Raw genomic sequence first — 17,764 nt, 5'->3', positions numbered from 1 at the left:
GCCTTCCGGCCCCGGGTGCCGGAGGGTCATGCGGTGGCTCCCTTCGGGTAGTGGCGGCGCAGATTGGCGGCGATGACGCGGTCGAGCGTGCGGTCGGACAGCAACCGGGTCAGGCGGGTGATCAGGGCGGCGTCGCGGCCGATGGTGTAGCGGGTGCGCGGCCTGCGGGTCGTCACGGCCTTCGCGATGACCCGGGCGGCGGCGTCGGCGGTCAGGCCCGACTCGGTGCCGGAGGACATCAGCGAGTTGGTCGCCTGGACCAGGCTGCCGTAACGCGCGTCCTGCTCGGGTGTCATCTGGGTGGCCAGGTGGTTCGCCGTCGTGATCCCGCGGGCGGCCATCTCCGTGCGGACGCCGCCGGGCTCGACCACGACCACCGGCACGCCCAGCGGCGAGACCTCCCGGCGGAGCGAATCGCTGACCGCCTCCAGCGCGAATTTCGCGCCCGCGTACGCGCCGTAGGTGGGCATGGCGGCCTTGCCGCCGACCGAGCTGATGTTGATCACGCGGCCCTTACTGCGCAGCAGCGCGGGCAGAAGTGCCTGAGTGACGGCGATGTGGCCGAACAGGTTGACCTCGAACACCCACCGCCACTGCGCCATCGGCAGGGCTTCGACCGGGCCGTTCACCTGAATTCCGGCGTTGTTGACGAGCGCGTGCAGCGCGCGCGGGTCGGCGGCGACCCTCGCGCCGAGTGCCTTCACGTGTTCGGATTTGGTGATGTCGAGGATGACCGGCTCGATGCCGGTCGTCCGGATGGCGTCGGCGTCCTGGTCGCGGCGCACGCCGGCCAGCACGTGGAATCCCTGACGAGCCAGTTCACGGGCGGCCGACGCACCCATGCCCGTGGAGGCTCCGGTCACGACGATCAGCTTCTGGGTTCGTTCCGGCACGACTCCACACTCCTTTACGCGACAATCTGTCGTCAAGATTACGACAGATTGTCGCCAAAAGCACGCCGATCAGCCGCGGGCGCCGCCAGGCAGGAGCAAGAGCTTCCCGTGGGCGTGGCCGGTGAGGCTGATCTTGAGGGCGGTGCGCCACTCGTCGAGGGGGAAAGTCCCGGCGACCGGCACGGCGAACTTGCCTTCGGCGGCCAGCTGCGCGAACTCGGGCATGGCGCCGAAACGCTCGGCATCGGTCGCCGTTGCGGGGTCTTCGTGGAAGCTGTCGCGTACGCCGAGCGCTTGCGCCGCAATGATGTCGGAACAGGTCAGGACACGCTTGGGGTCGCCGCCGGCGATCTGGACGAGGTCGGGCAGCGCACCGCCGGCGGGTGCGGTGTCGAAGACGATGTCGGCCGGGTGGTCGCTGATGGCCTTGACCCGGTCGGCCAGGCCGTCGCCGTAGCCGACCACCGTGGCCCCGAGGTCGCGCAGCTGCTGGGCGTAGGTGTCCCCGGCGGTCGCGATCACCCGCGCTCCGCGGATGAGGGCGATCTGCACGGCCGCGTAGCCGATGGTGGTTCCGGCGCCGTTGATGAGCACCGTGTGGTTCGACGACAGGCCGAGCCGCGCGAGGTGCCAGTAGGCGGTGCTGAACGCCATCGGCAGCGCGGCGGCCTGGGTGAGGTCCAGTCCTTCGGGGACGGCGAACCAGCGATCCATGACGGCGCGGTCCGCGGTGCCGGCGCTGGACTGGCCGGCGAAGTCGGCGGTGCCGAACACGAGGTCGCCGACTTCGACGTCCGCGACGCCCTCGCCGACGGCCTCGACCGTGCCCGAGACATCGCACCCGATGCCCCGGGGCAGATCTCCGGCGAAAAGGCCGCGGCACAGAGCCCAGTCCGCTGGGGCCACCCCGCACGCGTGCACGGTGACGCGGATACGGCCGCGTCCAGGTTCGAGCACCGGCGCGGTCTCCAGGCGCAGGACGTCGGCGGGCTCGCCGTACTCGTGGAAGCGCAGCGTCCGCATGGTGCTGATCGCGGGAGCGTGTTCGGTCATGGGTGACCTCCTGGGCTTTGGTCAGTTACTGACGAGATCGAGTGTCAGTAACTGACATTACAATGAGTCAGTTACTGACGCAAAGTTGCGTCAGTAACTGACGATTGTTAGGCTCGCGGACGTGCCACGAAACTCCGACGAAGTGCGGCTGCGGCTCCAGGAGGCCGCGCTCGAGCTGTACCTGGAGCGCGGCTACGACAAGACCACGACCGCGGACATCGCCGCCCGCGCCGGGGTCACCGAGCGGACCTTCTTCCGCCATTTCGCCGACAAACGCGAGGTCTTCTTCGACGGCGAGGCGCAGCTGCGCGAGCTGCTGACCGACGCGGTCGCCGCGGTGCCGGCCGGCACCAAGCCGCTGCCTGCCCTGCGGGCCGCGTTCCACCAGGCCGTGCCGCTGATCGAGCAGAACCTCCCGGTCACCGAGCGGCGCCATCCGGTCATCGCCGCGACTCCGGCGTTGCAGGAACGGGCACTGGCCAAGAGCGCGGCCCTGGTCGGCGCGATGGCCGACGCCCTCCGCGCCCGCGGCGTCGCCGAGCAGCCCGCGGCGTTGTGCGCGCAGGTCGGCATGGACACGTATTCGATAGCGATCCGCCGCTGGGGAGCCGACCGCACGGACGATCTCCACACCCACCTCGACCGGGCCTTCACAGATCTGCGGCTCGCCGCGAACGCCCTGAAGTAACGGCCAGGCCGGCGGGGGCGAGCCCGTCAGCCTCCGGGCATCCCTGATCGAGACCGGCAGGCCACCTTGTGGACGACCCGGTCACCCACACCTTGACACGAACTAAGTTCCCCGAGTAGAACTTAGTTCGTCAACGTCGAACACTGTTCGTATCGGGTTCGGCAGGTCTGTTCTGGAGGTTGTGTGATGCGAGTTTCCGTGGCCGGAGCCGGTCTCGGCGGTCTGTGCCTGGCGCAGGGCCTGCGTGGTGCCGGGATCGACGCCGACGTGTACGAGCGGGACCCGGCGATCACCGCGCGGTTCCAGGGCTACCGGCTCGTGCTGAACCCGGTCGGGTTCGAAGCACTGCGCGGCTGCCTGCCGGCGCGATGGCACCCGCTGCTGGACGCGATCGTCGGTGACGCTTACGGCGAGCGGCTGATCCTGGACTCGCAGCTGAACCAGATCGGCGAGCTCGGCCCCGGCCGGACCGGGACCGTGGTCGACCGGCACGTGCTCCGGCACCTGCTGCTGACCGGGCTCACCGTGCACACCGGGGCCGGTCTGACCGGCTACGACGTGCTGGCCGACGGGAAGGTCGAAGCCCGGTTCGCCCACGGCGGCCCGGCCACCGCCGACCTGCTGGTCGGGGCGGACGGGGTCGGCTCCGCCGTCCGCTCGGTGCTGTCGCCGCGGACCACCCCGACCGACACCGGCGTCCGGTTCGTCATCGGCCGCACGCCGCTGACCGAGCGCTTTGCCGGACTGTCACGGGCCTTCGGCTCGAAGATCAGCGGTGACGGGGTGAGCCTGCTGCTCGGAGCGATGCGGTTCCGCACCCCGCCGAAGGAGGCGGCCGAGCAGCTGGCGCCCGAGGTGACCCTCCCCGATGTCCAGGACTACGTGCGCTGGGCCATGATCCTGCCGTCGAACGGCTCGCTCGGCGCTGCGACCCCACAGGAGGCCGCACTGTCCAGAATGGACGGCTGGCACCCGGACCTGCAGGCGCTCGTCGAGCAGTCCGACCCGGACAACAGCACCCTGCTGTCCATCCGCGTGGTCGAGCCTCGCGAGCGCTGGGCGTCCGGCCCGGTCACGCTGCTCGGCGACGCGATCCACGCGACCTCCCCGACCGGCGGCAACGGCGCGAACACCGCCCTGCGCGACGCCGACCTGCTGCGCCGCTGCCTGATCGAGGCCGCCGAGGGCCGTCAGGACCTCCTCGGCGCGGTCGGCGACTACGAGCGCCAGATGTTCGAGTACGGCGCCGAAGCCGTGGATTTCAGCCTCAGCGCGTTGCCCGCCTACGCCCCGAAAGCGGCCGCCGCGTCGCCGGTCTTGCGGCGGTAGACCTCGGCCGCGATCCGCACGAACGAACCGACCAGCGGGGACGGACGGGTGGCCGGCCAGGCGAGCACCAGCCGGCTCGGCGGCCGGTCGGTGACGGGCACGGTGACCAGTCCGGCGGGCGTCACCTGGTCGAGCGGGGCGAGTGCCGACATGCCGTTCCACAGCACGGCCTGCAGGCATTCCTGGATGGTGCGCATCGGCGCGTCCTCGTCGGTGGCGGCCGTCGCGACGGTCCAGTACTCGCGCCACACCCGGTCGGTGTCGGCCGGTAGCCGCACCCATCGCCGGTCGGGCAGGTCGGCCAGCCGCACCGAGGCCTGCCCGGCGAGCGGGTCGTCGTCGCGGACGACGAGTCCGACCGGTTCGGCGTGCAGGAGGTGGCTGCGCAGGCCGGTGTCCTCGAACGGCAGCCGGGTCAGTGCGACGTCGACCAGCCCGGCGCGCAGCCCGGCGCTGGGATCGCCCAGGTCCGCCTCGTGGAAACGCACGGACACCTGCGGGTGTTGCCGCCGGAACGCCGAGGCGATCCGCCCGCCCACGAGCTCGGCGGTGTCGGCCAGCGATCCGACCGTCAGCGTGGCGCGGCCAGCCGTGGAGCGTATGCGGGCTTCGAGACGATCGGCCTGCTCCAGCAGCGCGCGGGCGTCGTCGTAGAGGGTCTGGCCGACCTCGGTCAGCTCCACCCCTTGGGGGATCCGGTGGAACAGCGTCACGCCGAGGTCGGCCTCGAGCTGCTGCACGGTCCGGCTCAGCGGCGGCTGCGTCATCCGGAGCCGCGCGGCGGCCCGTCCGATGTGCCGTTCTTCGGCGACCGCGACGAAGTACCGCAGCTCCCGCAGGTCCATCGCGTCACCATACCCATCCGGTATCGAGTGAACCGCGATGGTGTTGGCCGCTCAAGCGCGTCGTCACGAGGATCGAATGTGTCCACCGAACGACGGAGGCGGCACATGAGTGATCCGGACCTGCGTATCGGGACCTTCCGGTACGACACCACCCAACCGCTGCTGGACGGCGAGACCAAGCCCCAGGGCTTCACCGCCGAATTCTCCAGCGCCGCGACCATCCCGGAGATCTTCGGGCGGATGCTGCGCGACCGCGAGTACGACGTCTCGGAACTCGGGTGGACGTTCTACCTGCGCACGCTGGAGCTCGACGAGCCGCCGTTCCTGGCCCTGCCGATCTTCCCGAACCATGTCTTCCGGCACTCGGCGATCTTCGTCAACGTCGACAGCGGGATCGACGAACCGGGTGACCTGGCCGGCAAGACGATCGGCGAGTTCGGGACGTACGGGCAGGATTCCGGGGTCTGGGCGAAGGGGCTGCTCTCGGACGAGTACGGCTACTCCCCCGGACAGAGCCGGTGGGTCATCGGCGGGCTCAACGCGCCGATGAAACCCTTTGACTTCACCGATCTGCTGCATCCCGCCGGCGTCGACGTGACGGAGGCGCAGGCGGACAAGTCCCTGAGCGAGCTGCTCGAGACCGGTGAGATCGACGCGCTGATCTCCGCGAACACCCCGCAGTGCTTCCTCGACGACTCACCGCGGGTCCGGCGGCTGTTCCCCGATTCCGAGCCGCTCGCGCGCGACTACTACCGCCGTACCGGCATCTTCCCGATGATGCACCTCGTCGTGATCCGGCGGGACGTGGTCGCGCGGAACCCGGAGCTCACCCGGGCTGTGTACGAGTGCTTCCTCGACGCCAAGAACGCCGCGATGGCGAAGTACGAGAACGCGCGGCGGACGTTTCAGGTCCAGACCATGCCGCCGTTCGTGTTCGAGCTCTTCGAGAAGAACCGGCGCCTGTTCGGCGACGACTGGTACCCGTACGGCGTGGCCAAGAACCGCAACGCGATCGAAGCCTTCCACCGTTACCACTACGAGCAAGGACTTTCGACCCGGCATCTGTCCATTGAGGACGTCTTCGCGCCGGATCTGCTCGACACCTGAACAGAAGGACTACGACATGACCGGCCTGAACCTCAAGGTAGGCGTCTACCGCTACGAGCACACCGAGCCGATGTTCGACGGGCGCGTCCCGATCGACGGCGTCGACGCCACCTTGGTCACCTCGCCCCTCATCTCCGACGTGTTCCGCCGAATGGCCAAGGGCGAGCTGGACATCGCCGAGTACGGCCTCACCTACTTCCTGCGCACGTTCGACCTCGACTCGCCGTTCCTGGCCCTGCCGATCTTCCCGAACCGCAACTTCCGCCACTCGTCCCTGTTCGTCAACGCCGACAGCGGAATCGAGAAGCCGGAAGACCTCGCCGGCCGGACCGTCGGCGAGTTCGCGCTCTGGGGCAGCGACCCCGGCGTGTGGATGAAGGGCGTGCTCGCCGAGGAGTACGGCGTCACTCCGGACCGGATCAGCTGGATCGTCGGCGGCACCGATCACCCGATCCCGGCGTTCGACTGGATCCCGCAGCCCGTCCCGGACGGCGTCGAGGTCCGTCACACCGAGGGCGACCAGACCCTCGGCGCCATGCTCGAAGACGGGGAGATCGACGCCCTTCTGTCGGTCGACGTCCCGCAGGCCCTGCTCAACGGCTCGTCGAAGATCCGGCGGCTGTTCCCCGACTACCGGTCGACCGAGCAGGACTACTACCGCCGCACCGGCATCTTCCCGATGATGCACGCGGTCGCGATCCGCCGGGAACTCGTCGGCGAACCCGGACTGGTCCAGGCGGTCTACCGCGCGTTCTCCGAGGCCAAGGAGATCGTGCAGCGGCAGTACCGGGCCGGCGCGTCGAAGCAGCACATGTCCGTGATCACGCCCTGGTTCAGCGGCTTGTTCTCGGACAACCGCGCGCTGCTGGGCGAGGACTGGTGGCCCTACGGCCTCGGCGCCAACCGGAAAGCCGTCGACACGTTCCTGCGGTACCACCACGAACAGGGGCTGTCGCAGCGCCTGCTCACGTCGGACGACATCTTCGTTCCGGCCCTGCTCGACACGTAGGCGACCGGCCCGCCGGCGCTCAGGAGCCGTCGATCTGCTTGTGGATCCAGCCGATCACGGCGTCGACGCGGGCGGTGGTCTCCAGGCCCGGCTGGGGGCAGTCCGGGCCGTTGTTCTCGACCGCCACGATCTGGCCGTTCTGGTCGCCGTCGGGGATGAAGTACGGCGAGCCGGAGTCGTCGGGGCACGGGCTGTTCTCGACGGTCCGCGGGTCGATCGAGTCGATCTCGAGCTCGTACTGGTGCACCTTCTTCACCGTGAACCGGCCGTGCTTGAGGTGGTCGGACTGGACGGTGTCGGTGGCCGAGAGCGCGCCCCAGCCGGCGAAGGACAGCGGGTCGTCGACCTTCGGCGCGCGGTCCGGCAGGGTCAGCGGCTTGATGTCGGTGATCGGGGTGCTCAGCCGGGCCAGTGCGAGGTCGTTGACCGGCGACTGGCGCACGTCCACGACCTGCACCACGTGCCCGCGCGGGTCGGCGTTGGTGACCTTCCCGATGGTCACGTTCATCGTGAAGTCCGGTTTCCCGCCGGTGCGGACCATGTTGACGTCGTGGAAGCAGTGCCCGGCGGTGATGATCCAGTCCGAGGCGATCAGCGAGCCGCTGCAGCCGCCGCTGCGCACCCCGCCGGTCGGCAGGGGGATGTTGTCGGAGTGCAGCTTCGCGTTGAACGGCACCACGCGAGGGGGCAGCGCCGGTCCAGGTGCGGGCCCGGCCCCGGACCCGGGCTGGGCGCTCTGCCCGGTTGCGCCCGAGGCCTCCGGGTGCGCGTCCGCCGCCTCCACCTTCTGAACACTGACGTAGGCGCCGGCCAGGCCCGCGCCGACAACGATGGCAAGAGCCATCGCGCCGTGACGGGCCGGCCGTCGGCCGGAACTGTTCTTCACAACTCCCTAGACGGACGGCACTGGTAAAAAGTTCACCCGATCGGCAGATCATCGCCCGAAAGGCCACGATCGCCGGGCCAGACGGACGGGATCTCCGCGGAGTCGGTGAGGCGCAGTTTGCGGCGGGCGCGCTGGAAGAACGTGGTCATGCCGAGCCGGACGACCCGCGCGGCGCTGGGCCGGGACCGCAGGTCGATGCTGTCACCAGGCTCGACGTACCCGGCGACCTGCCCGTCCACCTCGACGGCCAGCCGGCCGCTGGAGGGCAGCACCTCCAGCGCCACCGTGTCGTGCACGGACAGGACCACACCGCGGCTGTACGCCGAATGCGGCGCCGCGGGTGTGACGAGCAACGCCTCGACGGCCGGGCTGGTGATCGGGCCGCCGGCGGAGAAGCTGTACGCGGTCGAGCCCGTCGGGGTGGCCACGATCACCGCGTCGGCCGCGTAGCTGACGAACGGCTGGTCGTTGACCCGCACCGCGACCACGGCGCTGCCGTCCCCCGGCACCCGGACCACGGCCACGTCGTTGAACGCGGTCACGGTCTGGCCCCGCAGCGTCGCGTCGACGGCCAGGCGGGGCTCGACGGTGAAGTCCTGCCCGTCGATGGCCGACAGCGCGCCGGGCAGGTCGGGCACGTCGACCTCGGCCAGGAAGCCGAGCTTGCCCAGGTTGACACCGAGTACCGGGGCGCGCTGGCGGTCGGCCAGCCGCATCGCGCGCAGCATGGTCCCGTCGCCGCCGAGGCTGACCACCAGGTCGGACCGGCTGCCCAGCTCGGCGGCCGTGACCGGCACGGCGGCGCAGTCCAGCCGGTCGATCTCGTCCGCGATGCCGAGGATCTCGATGCCCCGGTTGGTCGCCCACCCGAGGACCGCGGCGACGGCCGCCGCCGAGTCCCGTCGCGGGTGCAGCACCAGGCCTGCGGAGTGCATGGTCAGCGGGCCCCTTCAGCAGGACGTTCCGGGATGGTCATGGCGCTCAGTCTCCCCGCAACGGCCCGGCTTGGCGAGATCCCCGGCGGGGGCCGGAACGCGCCGGACGCCGTTCTTGTCCCGGGGGTCCGGTTCGACGCCCGCGACGCCCGGTCGGCCCCGGCACCGCCGATCCCTTCCCTGGCCACGCTTCAGCCGACGCGGACCGCGTCGTGGCCTGCGTTAGGATCACGGCTGTGACCAACCGCTTAGTTTGTTTGGGTGACTCCTTCACCGAGGGCGTCGGCGACGAGGACCCCTCGGCGCCGAACGGCGTGCGGGGCTGGGCCGACCGCGTCGCCGAGGTGCTGGGCGCGCGGGACCCGGAGTTCCGTTACGCCAATCTCGCCATCCGCGGCAAGCTGCTGTCGCAGGTGCTGGCCGAGCAGGTGGAGCCGGCGCTCGCCATGGCGCCGGACCTGGTCACGTTGTACGCGGGCGGCAACGACCTGATGCGCCCGAAGGTGGACGTCGACGCGCTGACCGACGCCTACGAGGGCACCGTCGAGCGGCTGCGGGCCGGCGGCGCGCGGGTTGTGCTCTTCACCGGCGTCGACGGGGTCGAGGACGCGCTGTTCCGCACCATCCGCGGCCGCGTCGCGATCTACAACGAGCACGTCCGCGGTATCGCCGCCCGGCACGGCGCGCTGCTGGTGGACATGTGGGCCATGCGGCAGCTGCGCGACCGGCGGCTGTGGTCCGCGGACCGGCTGCACCTGAACGGGTTGGGCCACAACGAGATCGCGATCGACTTACTGGGCCGGCTCGGGGTGGAGCACGATCTCACTCCGGCCCGGCTCGGCCCGCGGCCGGAGCTCAGCGCGCGCGAACGGCGGGCGGAGAACCTGCGGTGGAGCCGTGAGCACGCGATGCCGTGGGTGCAGCGGCGGCTGCGCGGCGAGTCCTCCGGCGACACCCTCAGCCCGAAGCGGCCGACGCTGGAACCGGTCGGCTCGGCCTTCTCCCCACACAACTGACCGCGATAGACGGCCGCCGCCGCTCAGGCCCGGTGGTGTGCGACGGCCGGGCGAAGGCCGTCGAAGAGGACCGAGATGATGCGGTCGCGCAGGGCGCCGTCGGCGCCGACGTGCTCGGCCGCCTTGGCGGTGCCGATGATCACCGGGATCAGCTCGCCCACGACGAGGTCGGCCCGCACCGCGCCGGCTTCCTGCGCGCGGCTCAGCAGCACGCCGAGTGCCCCGGTCAGCCGGACGCCGATCTCGTGCCCGGCGAACTCCACGTCCACGCCCGCCGCGCTGAGCGCCTCGAAGTAGGCGGTCTTGGCGCTGGACATCTCGACCCAGCTGGTCAGGAACGAGAAGAACGCGGCGCCCGGGTCGGCCGAGTTCTGCGCGACGACCGCCTCCGCCTCGTCGACGAACCGATGCAGCCGCGCGTGGAGGACCGCCTCGAGCAGCGCCTCCTTGGTCGGGAAGTGCCGGAACACCGTGCCGACGCCGACGCCGGCCTCGCGCGCGACCTCCTCGGTCGGCGCGCTGGTGCCCTTGGCCGCGAACACCGTCTCGGCGGCTTCGAGCACTTTGACCCGGTTACGCCGGGCGTCGGCGCGCAGCGGTTTCGGATCCGTCACGGTGCCCGATGGTAGCCGGGCCCCGTCCGCCAGCACGCTGAGCACGTGTTACAGCGTGAAAACACCGAGGAGAGCCCCTTTTCCGGCACTAGGCTCCGGGTCATGGAGGAGCTGCGGGCCGAGCCGCTGACCGGTGTCCGGCTGAGCCTGGAACCCTTGCGAGCCGGGCATGCCGACGAGATGCACCCCGTACTGGCCGACCCGCGGCTGTACGCCTTCACGGGCGGCCAGCCACCGACGCTCGACGAGCTGCGCGCCCGGTATGCCCGGCAGGCCGTCGGGCGGTCCGAGGACGGGAGCCAGTGGTGGCTGAACTGGGTGGTGCGCCATACCGGGGACGGGCTGGCGGCCGGGTTCGTGCAGGCGACCGCCGGCCGGGACCGTGCGTCCGCGGAGGTCGCGTGGGTGATCGACGCGCGGCGGCAGGGCCAGGGGCTGGCCCGGGAAGCCGCGGCGCTGGTGGTCGGCTGGCTGGACGCGCAGGGCGTCACCGGCGTCTTCGCGCACATCCACCCGGGGCATGCCGCCTCGGCCGCCGTCGCGCGGCGCGTCGGGCTCACGCCGACCGGGATCGTCGAGGACGGTGAGGTCCGGTGGGAGCGGACAGTCACCTAGTCGTCAAACGCTCACGCATACCTCACACTATGGTGTGACGCCAGTCATGAGAGGTGTGCGAAACATGGTTCTAGGCGACAACGAAGTCACCCGGTCAGCCGACGCTTCCGCTAAAAACCGCCGGGTCCAAGTGCGGCGGGCGGCCTTCGCCGGGTCGATCGGCACGACCATCGAGTGGTACGACTTCTTCCTCTACAACACGGCCGCGGCACTCGTCTTCCCGCATCTGTTCTTCCCCTCGTCCACGGGTTACGCCGGGGTGATGCAGTCCTTCGCGACCTACGCGGTCGGGTTCGCGGCGCGGCCGGTGGGCGCGGCGATCTTCGGGCACTGGGGCGACCGGCTCGGGCGCAAGACCACGCTGATCGTCACGCTGCTGCTGATGGGCCTGTCCTCGGCCGTGGTCGGGGTGCTGCCGGGCACGGCGTCGATCGGGTTCGCCGCGCCGTTGATCCTGGTGCTGCTGCGGCTGGTGCAGGGCATCGCGATCGGCGGTGAGTGGAGCGGCTCGGTGCTGCTCGCGATGGAATGGGGTGACCAGCGCCGTCGCGGGCTGCTGGCGAGCTTCGCTCAGGTCGGCGTCCCGGTGGGGCTGGTGCTCGGCACGGGCGGCATGACGTTGCTGTCGGCGACGCTCTCCCGCGAGGACTTCGACGCGTGGGGCTGGCGGATCCCGTTCCTGCTGAGCCTGGTGCTCGTGGGCATCGGCCTGGTGATCCGGCTGCGGATCCTGGAGACGCCGATGTTCGCCGCGGTGGTGGCGGAGAAGAAGACCTCCCGCGCGCCGGTGAAGGACGCGGTGCGCCACCACTGGCGCGAGATCCTGCTCTCGGCCGGGCTGCGGTTCAGCGAGCAGTTGCCGTTCTACCTGTTCACCAGCTACGTGCTCGTGTACGTGGTGCAGCGACCGGACTTCAGCAACACGTTCGTGCTCAACGCGGTGCTCGTCGGCGCCGCCGCCGAGCTGGTGCTGATCCCGGTGTTCTCCCAGCTGTCCGACCGGATCGGGCGAAAACGGGTCTACCTCACCGGTTCCGTGCTGACGGCCGCGATCGCCTTCCCCTACTTCACGGTGCTGAGCCACGCCGGGCACGCGTTGATCTTCGTCGCGATCATCGTCTCGCTGGTCGCGCACGCGATGCAGTACGGGCCGCAGGCCGCGTTGATCGGCGAAAGCTTCCCGACGCATCTGCGGTACGGCGGCGCGGGGCTCGGTTACCAGCTGGCGTCGGTGTTCGCGGGTGGCCCGGCGCCGTTGCTGGCGACCTGGCTGCTGCACGAGACGGGCACGCCGTACTCGATCTCGATCTACATCGTGGCGTCAGCCGTGGTCACGGTCCTGTGTGTGATCGCGCTGCCGGACCGGTCGAAGTCCGACATCACCGACCCGAGCGTCTACGCCCGCTGAGGTCCGGAGCGCCCCAATGTGGCGTTCGGTGCGTTGGACGCACCGAACGCCACATTGGGTGCGTTCAACGCAACCAACGCCACATTGGGGCGTGTGTCAGCGCTGCTGCGGCGGAGGTCCGCCCTGCGGGCCGCCGAACGGGCCCTGCTGCGGGAACGGGCCGCTGCCCTGGCCCGGCTGGCCGCCGCCGAACTGGGCCGGCGGGCCCTGGTACGGGCCGCCCGGCGGGGTGGGCGGCTGCTGCGGCTGCGGGAGCGACGGCGGGGCCTGCTGCGGGCGCTGCTGGACCCCTGGCGGCGGGGTCGAGGGCTGCGGCGCGGGGGCCGGGATCTCGTCCTCTTCCTCTTCGACCGGCGCGGCCGGGACCACGGCACCGATGGCACGGCGGGGGTGCTCGGAGCCGAGCGGGCCCGGAACCTCCTTGCGGGCCACGGCTTCCGCGGCGGCGACGGCCTCGGCGACCTTCGGGTCGGTGGAGGTGTCGAACCAGCCGGCGACCTCTTCGTCTTCGAGTTCGGGCCGCTGGGGGCTGTCGTCCTTCGGCGGCTCGTAACGGAAGACGCCGTCGTCGCCGGGGGCGCCGAGCGCGCGGGCGAAGCCTTCGAGGGCCTTGCCGTAGTCGCTGGGGATCATCCAGACCTTGTTCGCGTCGCCCTGCGCCAGCTGCGGCAGGGTCTGCAGGTACTGGTACGCGAGCACCTCGGGCGTCGGGCGGCCGGCCTTGATGGCGGCGAACACCTTCTCGATCGCCTTCGCCTGGCCCTGCGCCTGCAGGTAGCGGGCGGCGCGTTCACCCTGCGCGCGCAGGATGCGGGACTGCCGCTCGGCCTCGGCCGCGAGGATCGCCGCCTGCTTCTGGCCTTCCGCGGAGAGGATCTGGCTCTGCTTCTGGCCTTCCGCGGTCTTGATGGAGGACTCCCGCTGGCCTTCCGCGGTGAGGATCATCGCGCGCTTCTCCCGGTCGGCGCGCATCTGCTTCTCCATCGAGTCCTGGATCGACGCGGGTGGCTCGATCGCCTTCAGCTCGACGCGGGCGACGCGGATGCCCCAGCGGCCGGTGGCCTCGTCGAGCACCCCGCGCAGCTGCGTGTTGATCGCGTCGCGGGAGGTCAGCGTCTCCTCCAGGCTCATGCCGCCGACCACGTTGCGGAGCGTGGTGGTGGTGAGCTGCTCGACGCCGATGATGTAGTTCGAGATCTCGTACACCGCGGCGCGCGAGTCGGTGACCTGGAAGTACACGACGGTGTCGATGTTCACCGTCAGGTTGTCCTCGGTGATCACCGGCTGCGGCGGGAACGAGACCACCTGCTCGCGCAGGTCGATGCGCGCGCGGACCTTGTCCAGGAACGGCACCAGGAACGTCAGGCCGGGCGAGGCGACCGTGCGGAACCGGCCGAGGCGCTCGATCACCGCCGACTGCGCCTGGGGCACCACCATGATCGCCTTGACCACCGTGATGATGACGAACAGGGCCAGCAGCGCGACCACGACGATCGCTATTGTCGACAAGAGATTTTCCCCTTACCTAGTACCGTTTTCCTGGACGTTTCGTGGTCACGAGAGGATGTCCACCACCGCGGTGGCACCGGAGATCTCGACGACGGTGACACTGGTGCCGGGCGCGATGGGCGGCTGCGCCTCGTGCACGGCGCGGGCGGACCAGACCTCGCCGCCGATCTTCACCTGGCCGGCATCGTAGTCCACTGTGGACACGACCACGGCGCGGGCGCCGACGAGCGCGTCGATGCCGGTGGCTATATGGGAGCCGGCGAGGAAGCGGCGCTTCAGCGCGGGGCGCGCGAGCACGATCAGCCCGACCGAGCTGACGGCGAACACGGCGACGTCGATGAACAGGTTCCCGGTGATCGCCTCGGAGCCGGCGCCGAGCAACGCGGCGACCCCCAGCATGATCAGGACGAAGTCGCCGGAGAGCACTTCCGCGATCATCAGGACGATGCCGATGATCAGCCAGATCAGAGCCGCTGCCATGGCCTCATGCTCTCAGATCGCGCCGGTTCGCACCGGGCAGGTGACCCGACGTGACCGACGCGTGACCTTGGACAAACAGGACATAATCGGCCTACTCCGCCGGTTCGGTGACGAAGTCGATGAGCCGTTCGACGGCGCCGATCAGCGGCGTTTCGAGGTCCCGGAAGCTGCTCACCGCGGCCAGCACCCGCTGCCAGCCTTCGTAGGTCTCGCCCCAGCCCAGTGCGTCGCAGATGCCGACTTTCCACTCGATCCCGCGCGGGATCTTCGGCCACTCCCGGATGCCGACGGCCGACGGCTTCACGGCCTGCCAGATGTCCACGTACGGATGGCCGGTGACGAGCACCTGCTCGTCGCGGACCTGCTCGACGAGGCGGGACTCCTTACTCCCCGCGACCAGGTGGTCGACGAGCACGCCGAGCCGCCGTCCGGGGCCGGTGCCGAACTCGGCGATGCGGTCGGACAGGACGTCGACGCCGTCCAGCGGCTCGACGACCACGCCTTCGACGCGCAGGTCGTGACCCCAGACGCGCTCGACCAGCTCGGCGTCGTGCTTGCCCTCGACCCAGATCCGGGAGTCACGGGCGACGCGGGCCTGCAGGCCCTGCACCTTCACCGAGCCGGACGCGGACACCCGCTTCACCGGCGCCGCGGCCTTCTTCGCCGGGACGAGGGTGACGGGCTTGCCTTCGAGCAGGAACGCCGCCGGGCCGAGCGGGAACACCCGGTGGCGGCCGCGCGCGTCTTCGAGGACGACGTTCCCGTACTCGATCTTCACCACCGCGCCGCAGTAGCCGCTGGCCGGGTCCTCGACCACCAGTCCGGGTTCCGCCGGGACCTCGGGCACCTTCCGCTTCCGCGGGCCCGACAGCACGTCGTCATACGAATGGGAGCGCACGGTTCCGAAAGTTAGTGGTGCCGGGTAACCCGCGTCCTGCCGCCACGCCGGTCAGCGCGCCATCTCCAGTAGGGCGTCGGTGAACGGCGTAGGCGCGCCCGCCCGCAGCGGGGCCATGGCGACGAGCGGGGCGAGCGCGGCGCACCAGGCACGGACGCGGTCGGCGTCGAGGTCCGGGAGCTTGGTGACACCGTCGTCGAGGGTGCCGCCGGCGGCCATCGGGAGCAGCGCCCAGTCGACGGCGTCGAAGGCCGGGTCGCCCAGGCACGGCCGCGGGTCGATCGCGACGATGCCGCGCGCGGGACCGGCGTCGAGGACGTTGCCGGGGTGCAGGTCGCCGTGCAGGAGCGCGGTGGGGCCGCCGGTGGCGAGGTCTTCGGCACGGACGCGGGCGTGGTGCAGCAGCTCCAGCGGCAGCCGGGGTTCGGCGGCCGAGCCGCGCAGGCGGCGTTCGGCCAGGTCGAACATCAGCCCGACGCGGGTGGCCAGCGAGGGGAACGGGCCTGCGGCCGGGACGCTCGGTAATTGGACGCTGTGCAATTGGGCGAGCAGGTCCGCCACCTCGGTCCACGGCACGTCCGCGCCGCGCCCGGTCAGCTGGGTGCCCGGTTCGAGGCCTTCCAGCAGCACGGCGCCTGCCTCGAAGTCGACCTCGAGGACCTGCACCACCCGGGAGAGGCCGGCCCAGGTCTGCAGGGCGGTGGCCTCTCCGGCGGAGACCTCCTGGTCCGGGCAGAGCTTGAGCACCCGGCTGTCACCTTGGGGGCCGCGGCACATCAGCGTGCGGCCGGTGTTGCCCGGCCGGGCGCCGACGACGGTCAGGCCCCATCGTTCGGCGAGCCGGGCGACGAGCACGGGCAGCGCGTCGCACCACGGGCCGACCTGCGGGCCGAAGCGGTCGATGAGGCGGGCGCGGGCCGCGTCGTCGAGGATCGCCGTCATCGGAACGGTGCCGTCATCAGGACCAGCGCCGTCAGAACAAGGGCCAGGGGATGGCGCGCCAGTCGTCGCCGGGCTCGGGGAAAACGCCTTCGGCGAGCAGGAAGTCGGCGCGCTGGCCGAGGGCGCGGATCTCGAAGGTGGTGAGGTGCTCGCCGAGGTCCGCGCCGAGCTTGCCGTCCAGCTCGGACCGCAGCTTGCGCAGCTTCTCGACGGCCTCGTCCGGGACGCGCTCGCCGATCCAGCCCCACAGCACGGTGCGCAGCTTCGGGTCGGTGTGCAGGCAGATGCCGTGGTCCACGCCGTAGACGCGGCCGTCGGTGCCGGCCAGCAGGTGGCCGCCCTTGCGGTCGGTGTTGTTGACCACGATGTCGAGCACGGCCAGCTCCCGCATGCCCGGGTGGTCGGCGTGCGCGAGCACGGCGGGGTCGCCGAGGCGGTCGTGGGCGTGCAGCACGGTGCGCCAGCCGTCCGGGACGTCTTCGGGCGCGCAGACGTCGACGACCTCGTTCTCCCCCGTCTCGACCCACAGCTGGACCATGCCGGGGCCGAACGGCCCGTCGCGGAGCACGGTCGGCGGGACGGCGCCGAGGCCGGAGACGTCGGAGATCATCGCGGTGGCGACCTCGCGGCCGGCGAGCGTGCCGTCCGGGAAGTCCCACAGCGGCCGCTCCCCCGAAACCGGCTTGTACACCACTTGGCCGGTGACGCCGTTGAGCTCGATCGCGCAGAACAGCGTCACGTTGGACGCGTCCACGAGCCGGCCTTCGACGTCGATGCGGCCGTGCGTGACGAATTCGCGGGCACCGGGGTCGGCGGGTCCGGGTGGGCTGCTCGCCACGGGCGGCCTCAGTCCTCGGCCACGTCGACGTCGCGGCGGTAGCCGTTCTGCCGGGGGCAGATGTGCCCGGCCGGGTCGAGCGGCTCGGCGCACAGCGGGCACGGCTTGCGGCCGGCGTTGACGACGCGGTCGGCCCGCTCGGCGAAGGCGCGCGCGGCCACCGGGGTGAGGAACACGCGGACGGCGTCGGGGCCTTCCTCGGTGTCGTCGAGGACGACGGTCTCGTCGACCTCGCCCTCGGTGATCGCGAGCAGCTCGACGACGACGGCGCCCGAGTCGGCGTCCCAGCCCAGGCCCATGGTGCCGACGCGGAACTCCTCTTCGACCGGCACGGTCAAGGGAGCCACGTCGACCTGGTCGTCGGGCACGTCGTCGGGGACGTCGGCGCCGAAGCGGCTGGCGACTTCCTCGAGCAACGCGCTCAGGCGCTCGGCGAGGACGACGACCTGCTGTTTTTCGATCGTGACGCTGATCGTCCGGACGTCCTCCGACGCCTGGAGGTAGAACGTGCGATCACCGGGCTCGCCGACGGTCCCGGCGACGAACCGGTCGGGCTTGCGGAAGACGTGGATTACGCGAGACATAGCACTTACGACCCTAAGCCACGCGGGCATGATCGGCATCCGCCGCCCCTGGTTGACCGGGATTTCAGCGCGCTGCGTGCGTGTGCGGCCACGCTGCGGATCGCCGTTAGGCTCT

General features: G+C 70.9%; 19 protein-coding genes. 7 read left to right on the top strand and 12 right to left on the bottom strand.

The annotated features are described in order from the left end of the window. Positions 1–26: 26 nt before the first annotated feature. Both OG943_RS12330 and OG943_RS12325 read right to left on the bottom strand, forming a co-directional pair. Complete coding sequence (locus OG943_RS12330) at positions 27–893, bottom strand: SDR family NAD(P)-dependent oxidoreductase (protein WP_328609876.1); 867 nt, start codon at positions 891–893, stop codon at positions 27–29. Between the two features lie 69 nt (positions 894–962). Further along, complete coding sequence (locus OG943_RS12325; RefSeq protein WP_328609875.1) at positions 963–1,946, bottom strand: NADP-dependent oxidoreductase; 984 nt, start codon at positions 1,944–1,946, stop codon at positions 963–965. Positions 1,947–2,067: 121 nt separating this feature from the next. Here OG943_RS12325 and OG943_RS12320 point away from each other — a divergent pair, with 121 nt between their 5' ends. Next, positions 2,068–2,634, top strand: a complete 567-nt coding sequence (locus tag OG943_RS12320) for a TetR/AcrR family transcriptional regulator (protein ID WP_328609874.1) — start codon at positions 2,068–2,070, stop codon at positions 2,632–2,634. Positions 2,635–2,820: 186 nt separating this feature from the next. Then, complete coding sequence (locus OG943_RS12315; protein WP_328609873.1) at positions 2,821–3,963, top strand: FAD-dependent oxidoreductase; 1,143 nt, start codon at positions 2,821–2,823, stop codon at positions 3,961–3,963. Here the strand turns inward: OG943_RS12315 and OG943_RS12310 are convergent. Beyond that, on the bottom strand, positions 3,918–4,808 hold the full coding sequence (locus OG943_RS12310; RefSeq protein ID WP_328609872.1) for a LysR family transcriptional regulator: 891 nt from the start codon (positions 4,806–4,808) through the stop codon (positions 3,918–3,920). The two genes, OG943_RS12315 and OG943_RS12310, sit on opposite strands and share 46 nt — an antisense overlap. 105 nt (positions 4,809–4,913) lie before the next feature. On the opposite strand from OG943_RS12310, the gene OG943_RS12305 reads away from it, so the two are divergent. Then, positions 4,914–5,915 carry a 4,5-dihydroxyphthalate decarboxylase gene (locus OG943_RS12305; RefSeq protein ID WP_328609871.1) on the top strand — a complete coding sequence of 334 codons (1,002 nt, stop codon included), beginning with the start codon at positions 4,914–4,916 and terminating at the stop codon, positions 5,913–5,915. Between the two features lie 16 nt (positions 5,916–5,931). Next, a complete protein-coding gene (locus OG943_RS12300) occupies positions 5,932–6,924 on the top strand; it encodes an ABC transporter substrate-binding protein (RefSeq protein WP_328609870.1) in 993 nt (330 codons plus the stop codon). A 19-nt stretch (positions 6,925–6,943) separates the two neighbouring features. On the opposite strand, the gene OG943_RS12295 is transcribed toward OG943_RS12300, so the two are convergent. Both OG943_RS12295 and OG943_RS12290 read right to left on the bottom strand, forming a co-directional pair. Beyond that, positions 6,944–7,810 (bottom strand): S1 family peptidase, encoded by an 867-nt coding sequence (locus tag OG943_RS12295; RefSeq protein ID WP_328609869.1) that lies wholly within the window; start codon positions 7,808–7,810, stop codon positions 6,944–6,946. A 32-nt stretch (positions 7,811–7,842) separates the two neighbouring features. Then, positions 7,843–8,745 (bottom strand): NAD(+)/NADH kinase, encoded by a 903-nt coding sequence (locus tag OG943_RS12290; protein WP_328609868.1) that lies wholly within the window; start codon positions 8,743–8,745, stop codon positions 7,843–7,845. Positions 8,746–8,981: 236 nt separating this feature from the next. On the opposite strand from OG943_RS12290, the gene OG943_RS12285 reads away from it, so the two are divergent. Continuing rightward, positions 8,982–9,761, top strand: coding sequence for an SGNH/GDSL hydrolase family protein (locus tag OG943_RS12285; protein ID WP_328609867.1), 780 nt, complete (start codon positions 8,982–8,984; stop codon positions 9,759–9,761). 23 nt (positions 9,762–9,784) lie between these two features. Here the strand turns inward: OG943_RS12285 and OG943_RS12280 are convergent, their stop codons facing one another. Further along, complete coding sequence (locus tag OG943_RS12280; RefSeq protein WP_328609866.1) at positions 9,785–10,375, bottom strand: TetR/AcrR family transcriptional regulator; 591 nt, start codon at positions 10,373–10,375, stop codon at positions 9,785–9,787. A gap of 102 nt (positions 10,376–10,477) precedes the next feature. On the opposite strand from OG943_RS12280, the gene OG943_RS12275 reads away from it, so the two are divergent. Beyond that, positions 10,478–10,990, top strand: coding sequence for a GNAT family N-acetyltransferase (locus tag OG943_RS12275; RefSeq protein WP_328609865.1), 513 nt, complete (start codon positions 10,478–10,480; stop codon positions 10,988–10,990). Between the two features lie 64 nt (positions 10,991–11,054). Further along, a complete protein-coding gene (locus tag OG943_RS12270) occupies positions 11,055–12,398 on the top strand; it encodes an MFS transporter (protein WP_328609864.1) in 1,344 nt (447 codons plus the stop codon). 96 nt (positions 12,399–12,494) lie between these two features. Here OG943_RS12270 and OG943_RS12265 read toward each other — a convergent pair whose 3' ends face one another. From OG943_RS12265 to OG943_RS12240, 6 genes are all read right to left on the bottom strand, one after another. Then, on the bottom strand, positions 12,495–13,835 hold the full coding sequence (locus OG943_RS12265; protein ID WP_442874782.1) for an SPFH domain-containing protein: 1,341 nt from the start codon (positions 13,833–13,835) through the stop codon (positions 12,495–12,497). A 117-nt stretch (positions 13,836–13,952) separates the two neighbouring features. After that, positions 13,953–14,387, bottom strand: coding sequence for an NfeD family protein (locus tag OG943_RS12260; protein WP_328609863.1), 435 nt, complete (start codon positions 14,385–14,387; stop codon positions 13,953–13,955). A 91-nt stretch (positions 14,388–14,478) separates the two neighbouring features. Beyond that, complete coding sequence (locus OG943_RS12255) at positions 14,479–15,285, bottom strand: DUF3097 domain-containing protein (RefSeq protein ID WP_328609862.1); 807 nt, start codon at positions 15,283–15,285, stop codon at positions 14,479–14,481. Between the two features lie 51 nt (positions 15,286–15,336). After that, positions 15,337–16,227 carry an aminoglycoside phosphotransferase family protein gene (locus OG943_RS12250; protein WP_328609861.1) on the bottom strand — a complete coding sequence of 297 codons (891 nt, stop codon included), beginning with the start codon at positions 16,225–16,227 and terminating at the stop codon, positions 15,337–15,339. Positions 16,228–16,258: 31 nt separating this feature from the next. After that, complete coding sequence (locus OG943_RS12245) at positions 16,259–17,065, bottom strand: SCO1664 family protein (RefSeq protein ID WP_328609860.1); 807 nt, start codon at positions 17,063–17,065, stop codon at positions 16,259–16,261. Positions 17,066–17,073: 8 nt separating this feature from the next. Next, positions 17,074–17,649 (bottom strand): DUF3090 domain-containing protein, encoded by a 576-nt coding sequence (locus OG943_RS12240; protein WP_328609859.1) that lies wholly within the window; start codon positions 17,647–17,649, stop codon positions 17,074–17,076. Between the last annotated feature and the right edge of the window lie 115 nt (positions 17,650–17,764).

The organism is Amycolatopsis sp. NBC_00345, from assembly GCF_036116635.1.
GTDB lineage: Bacteria > Actinomycetota > Actinomycetes > Mycobacteriales > Pseudonocardiaceae > Amycolatopsis.
Note: the sequence above shows the minus strand (reverse complement) of the source record. Positions and strands in the feature narration are given on the sequence as shown.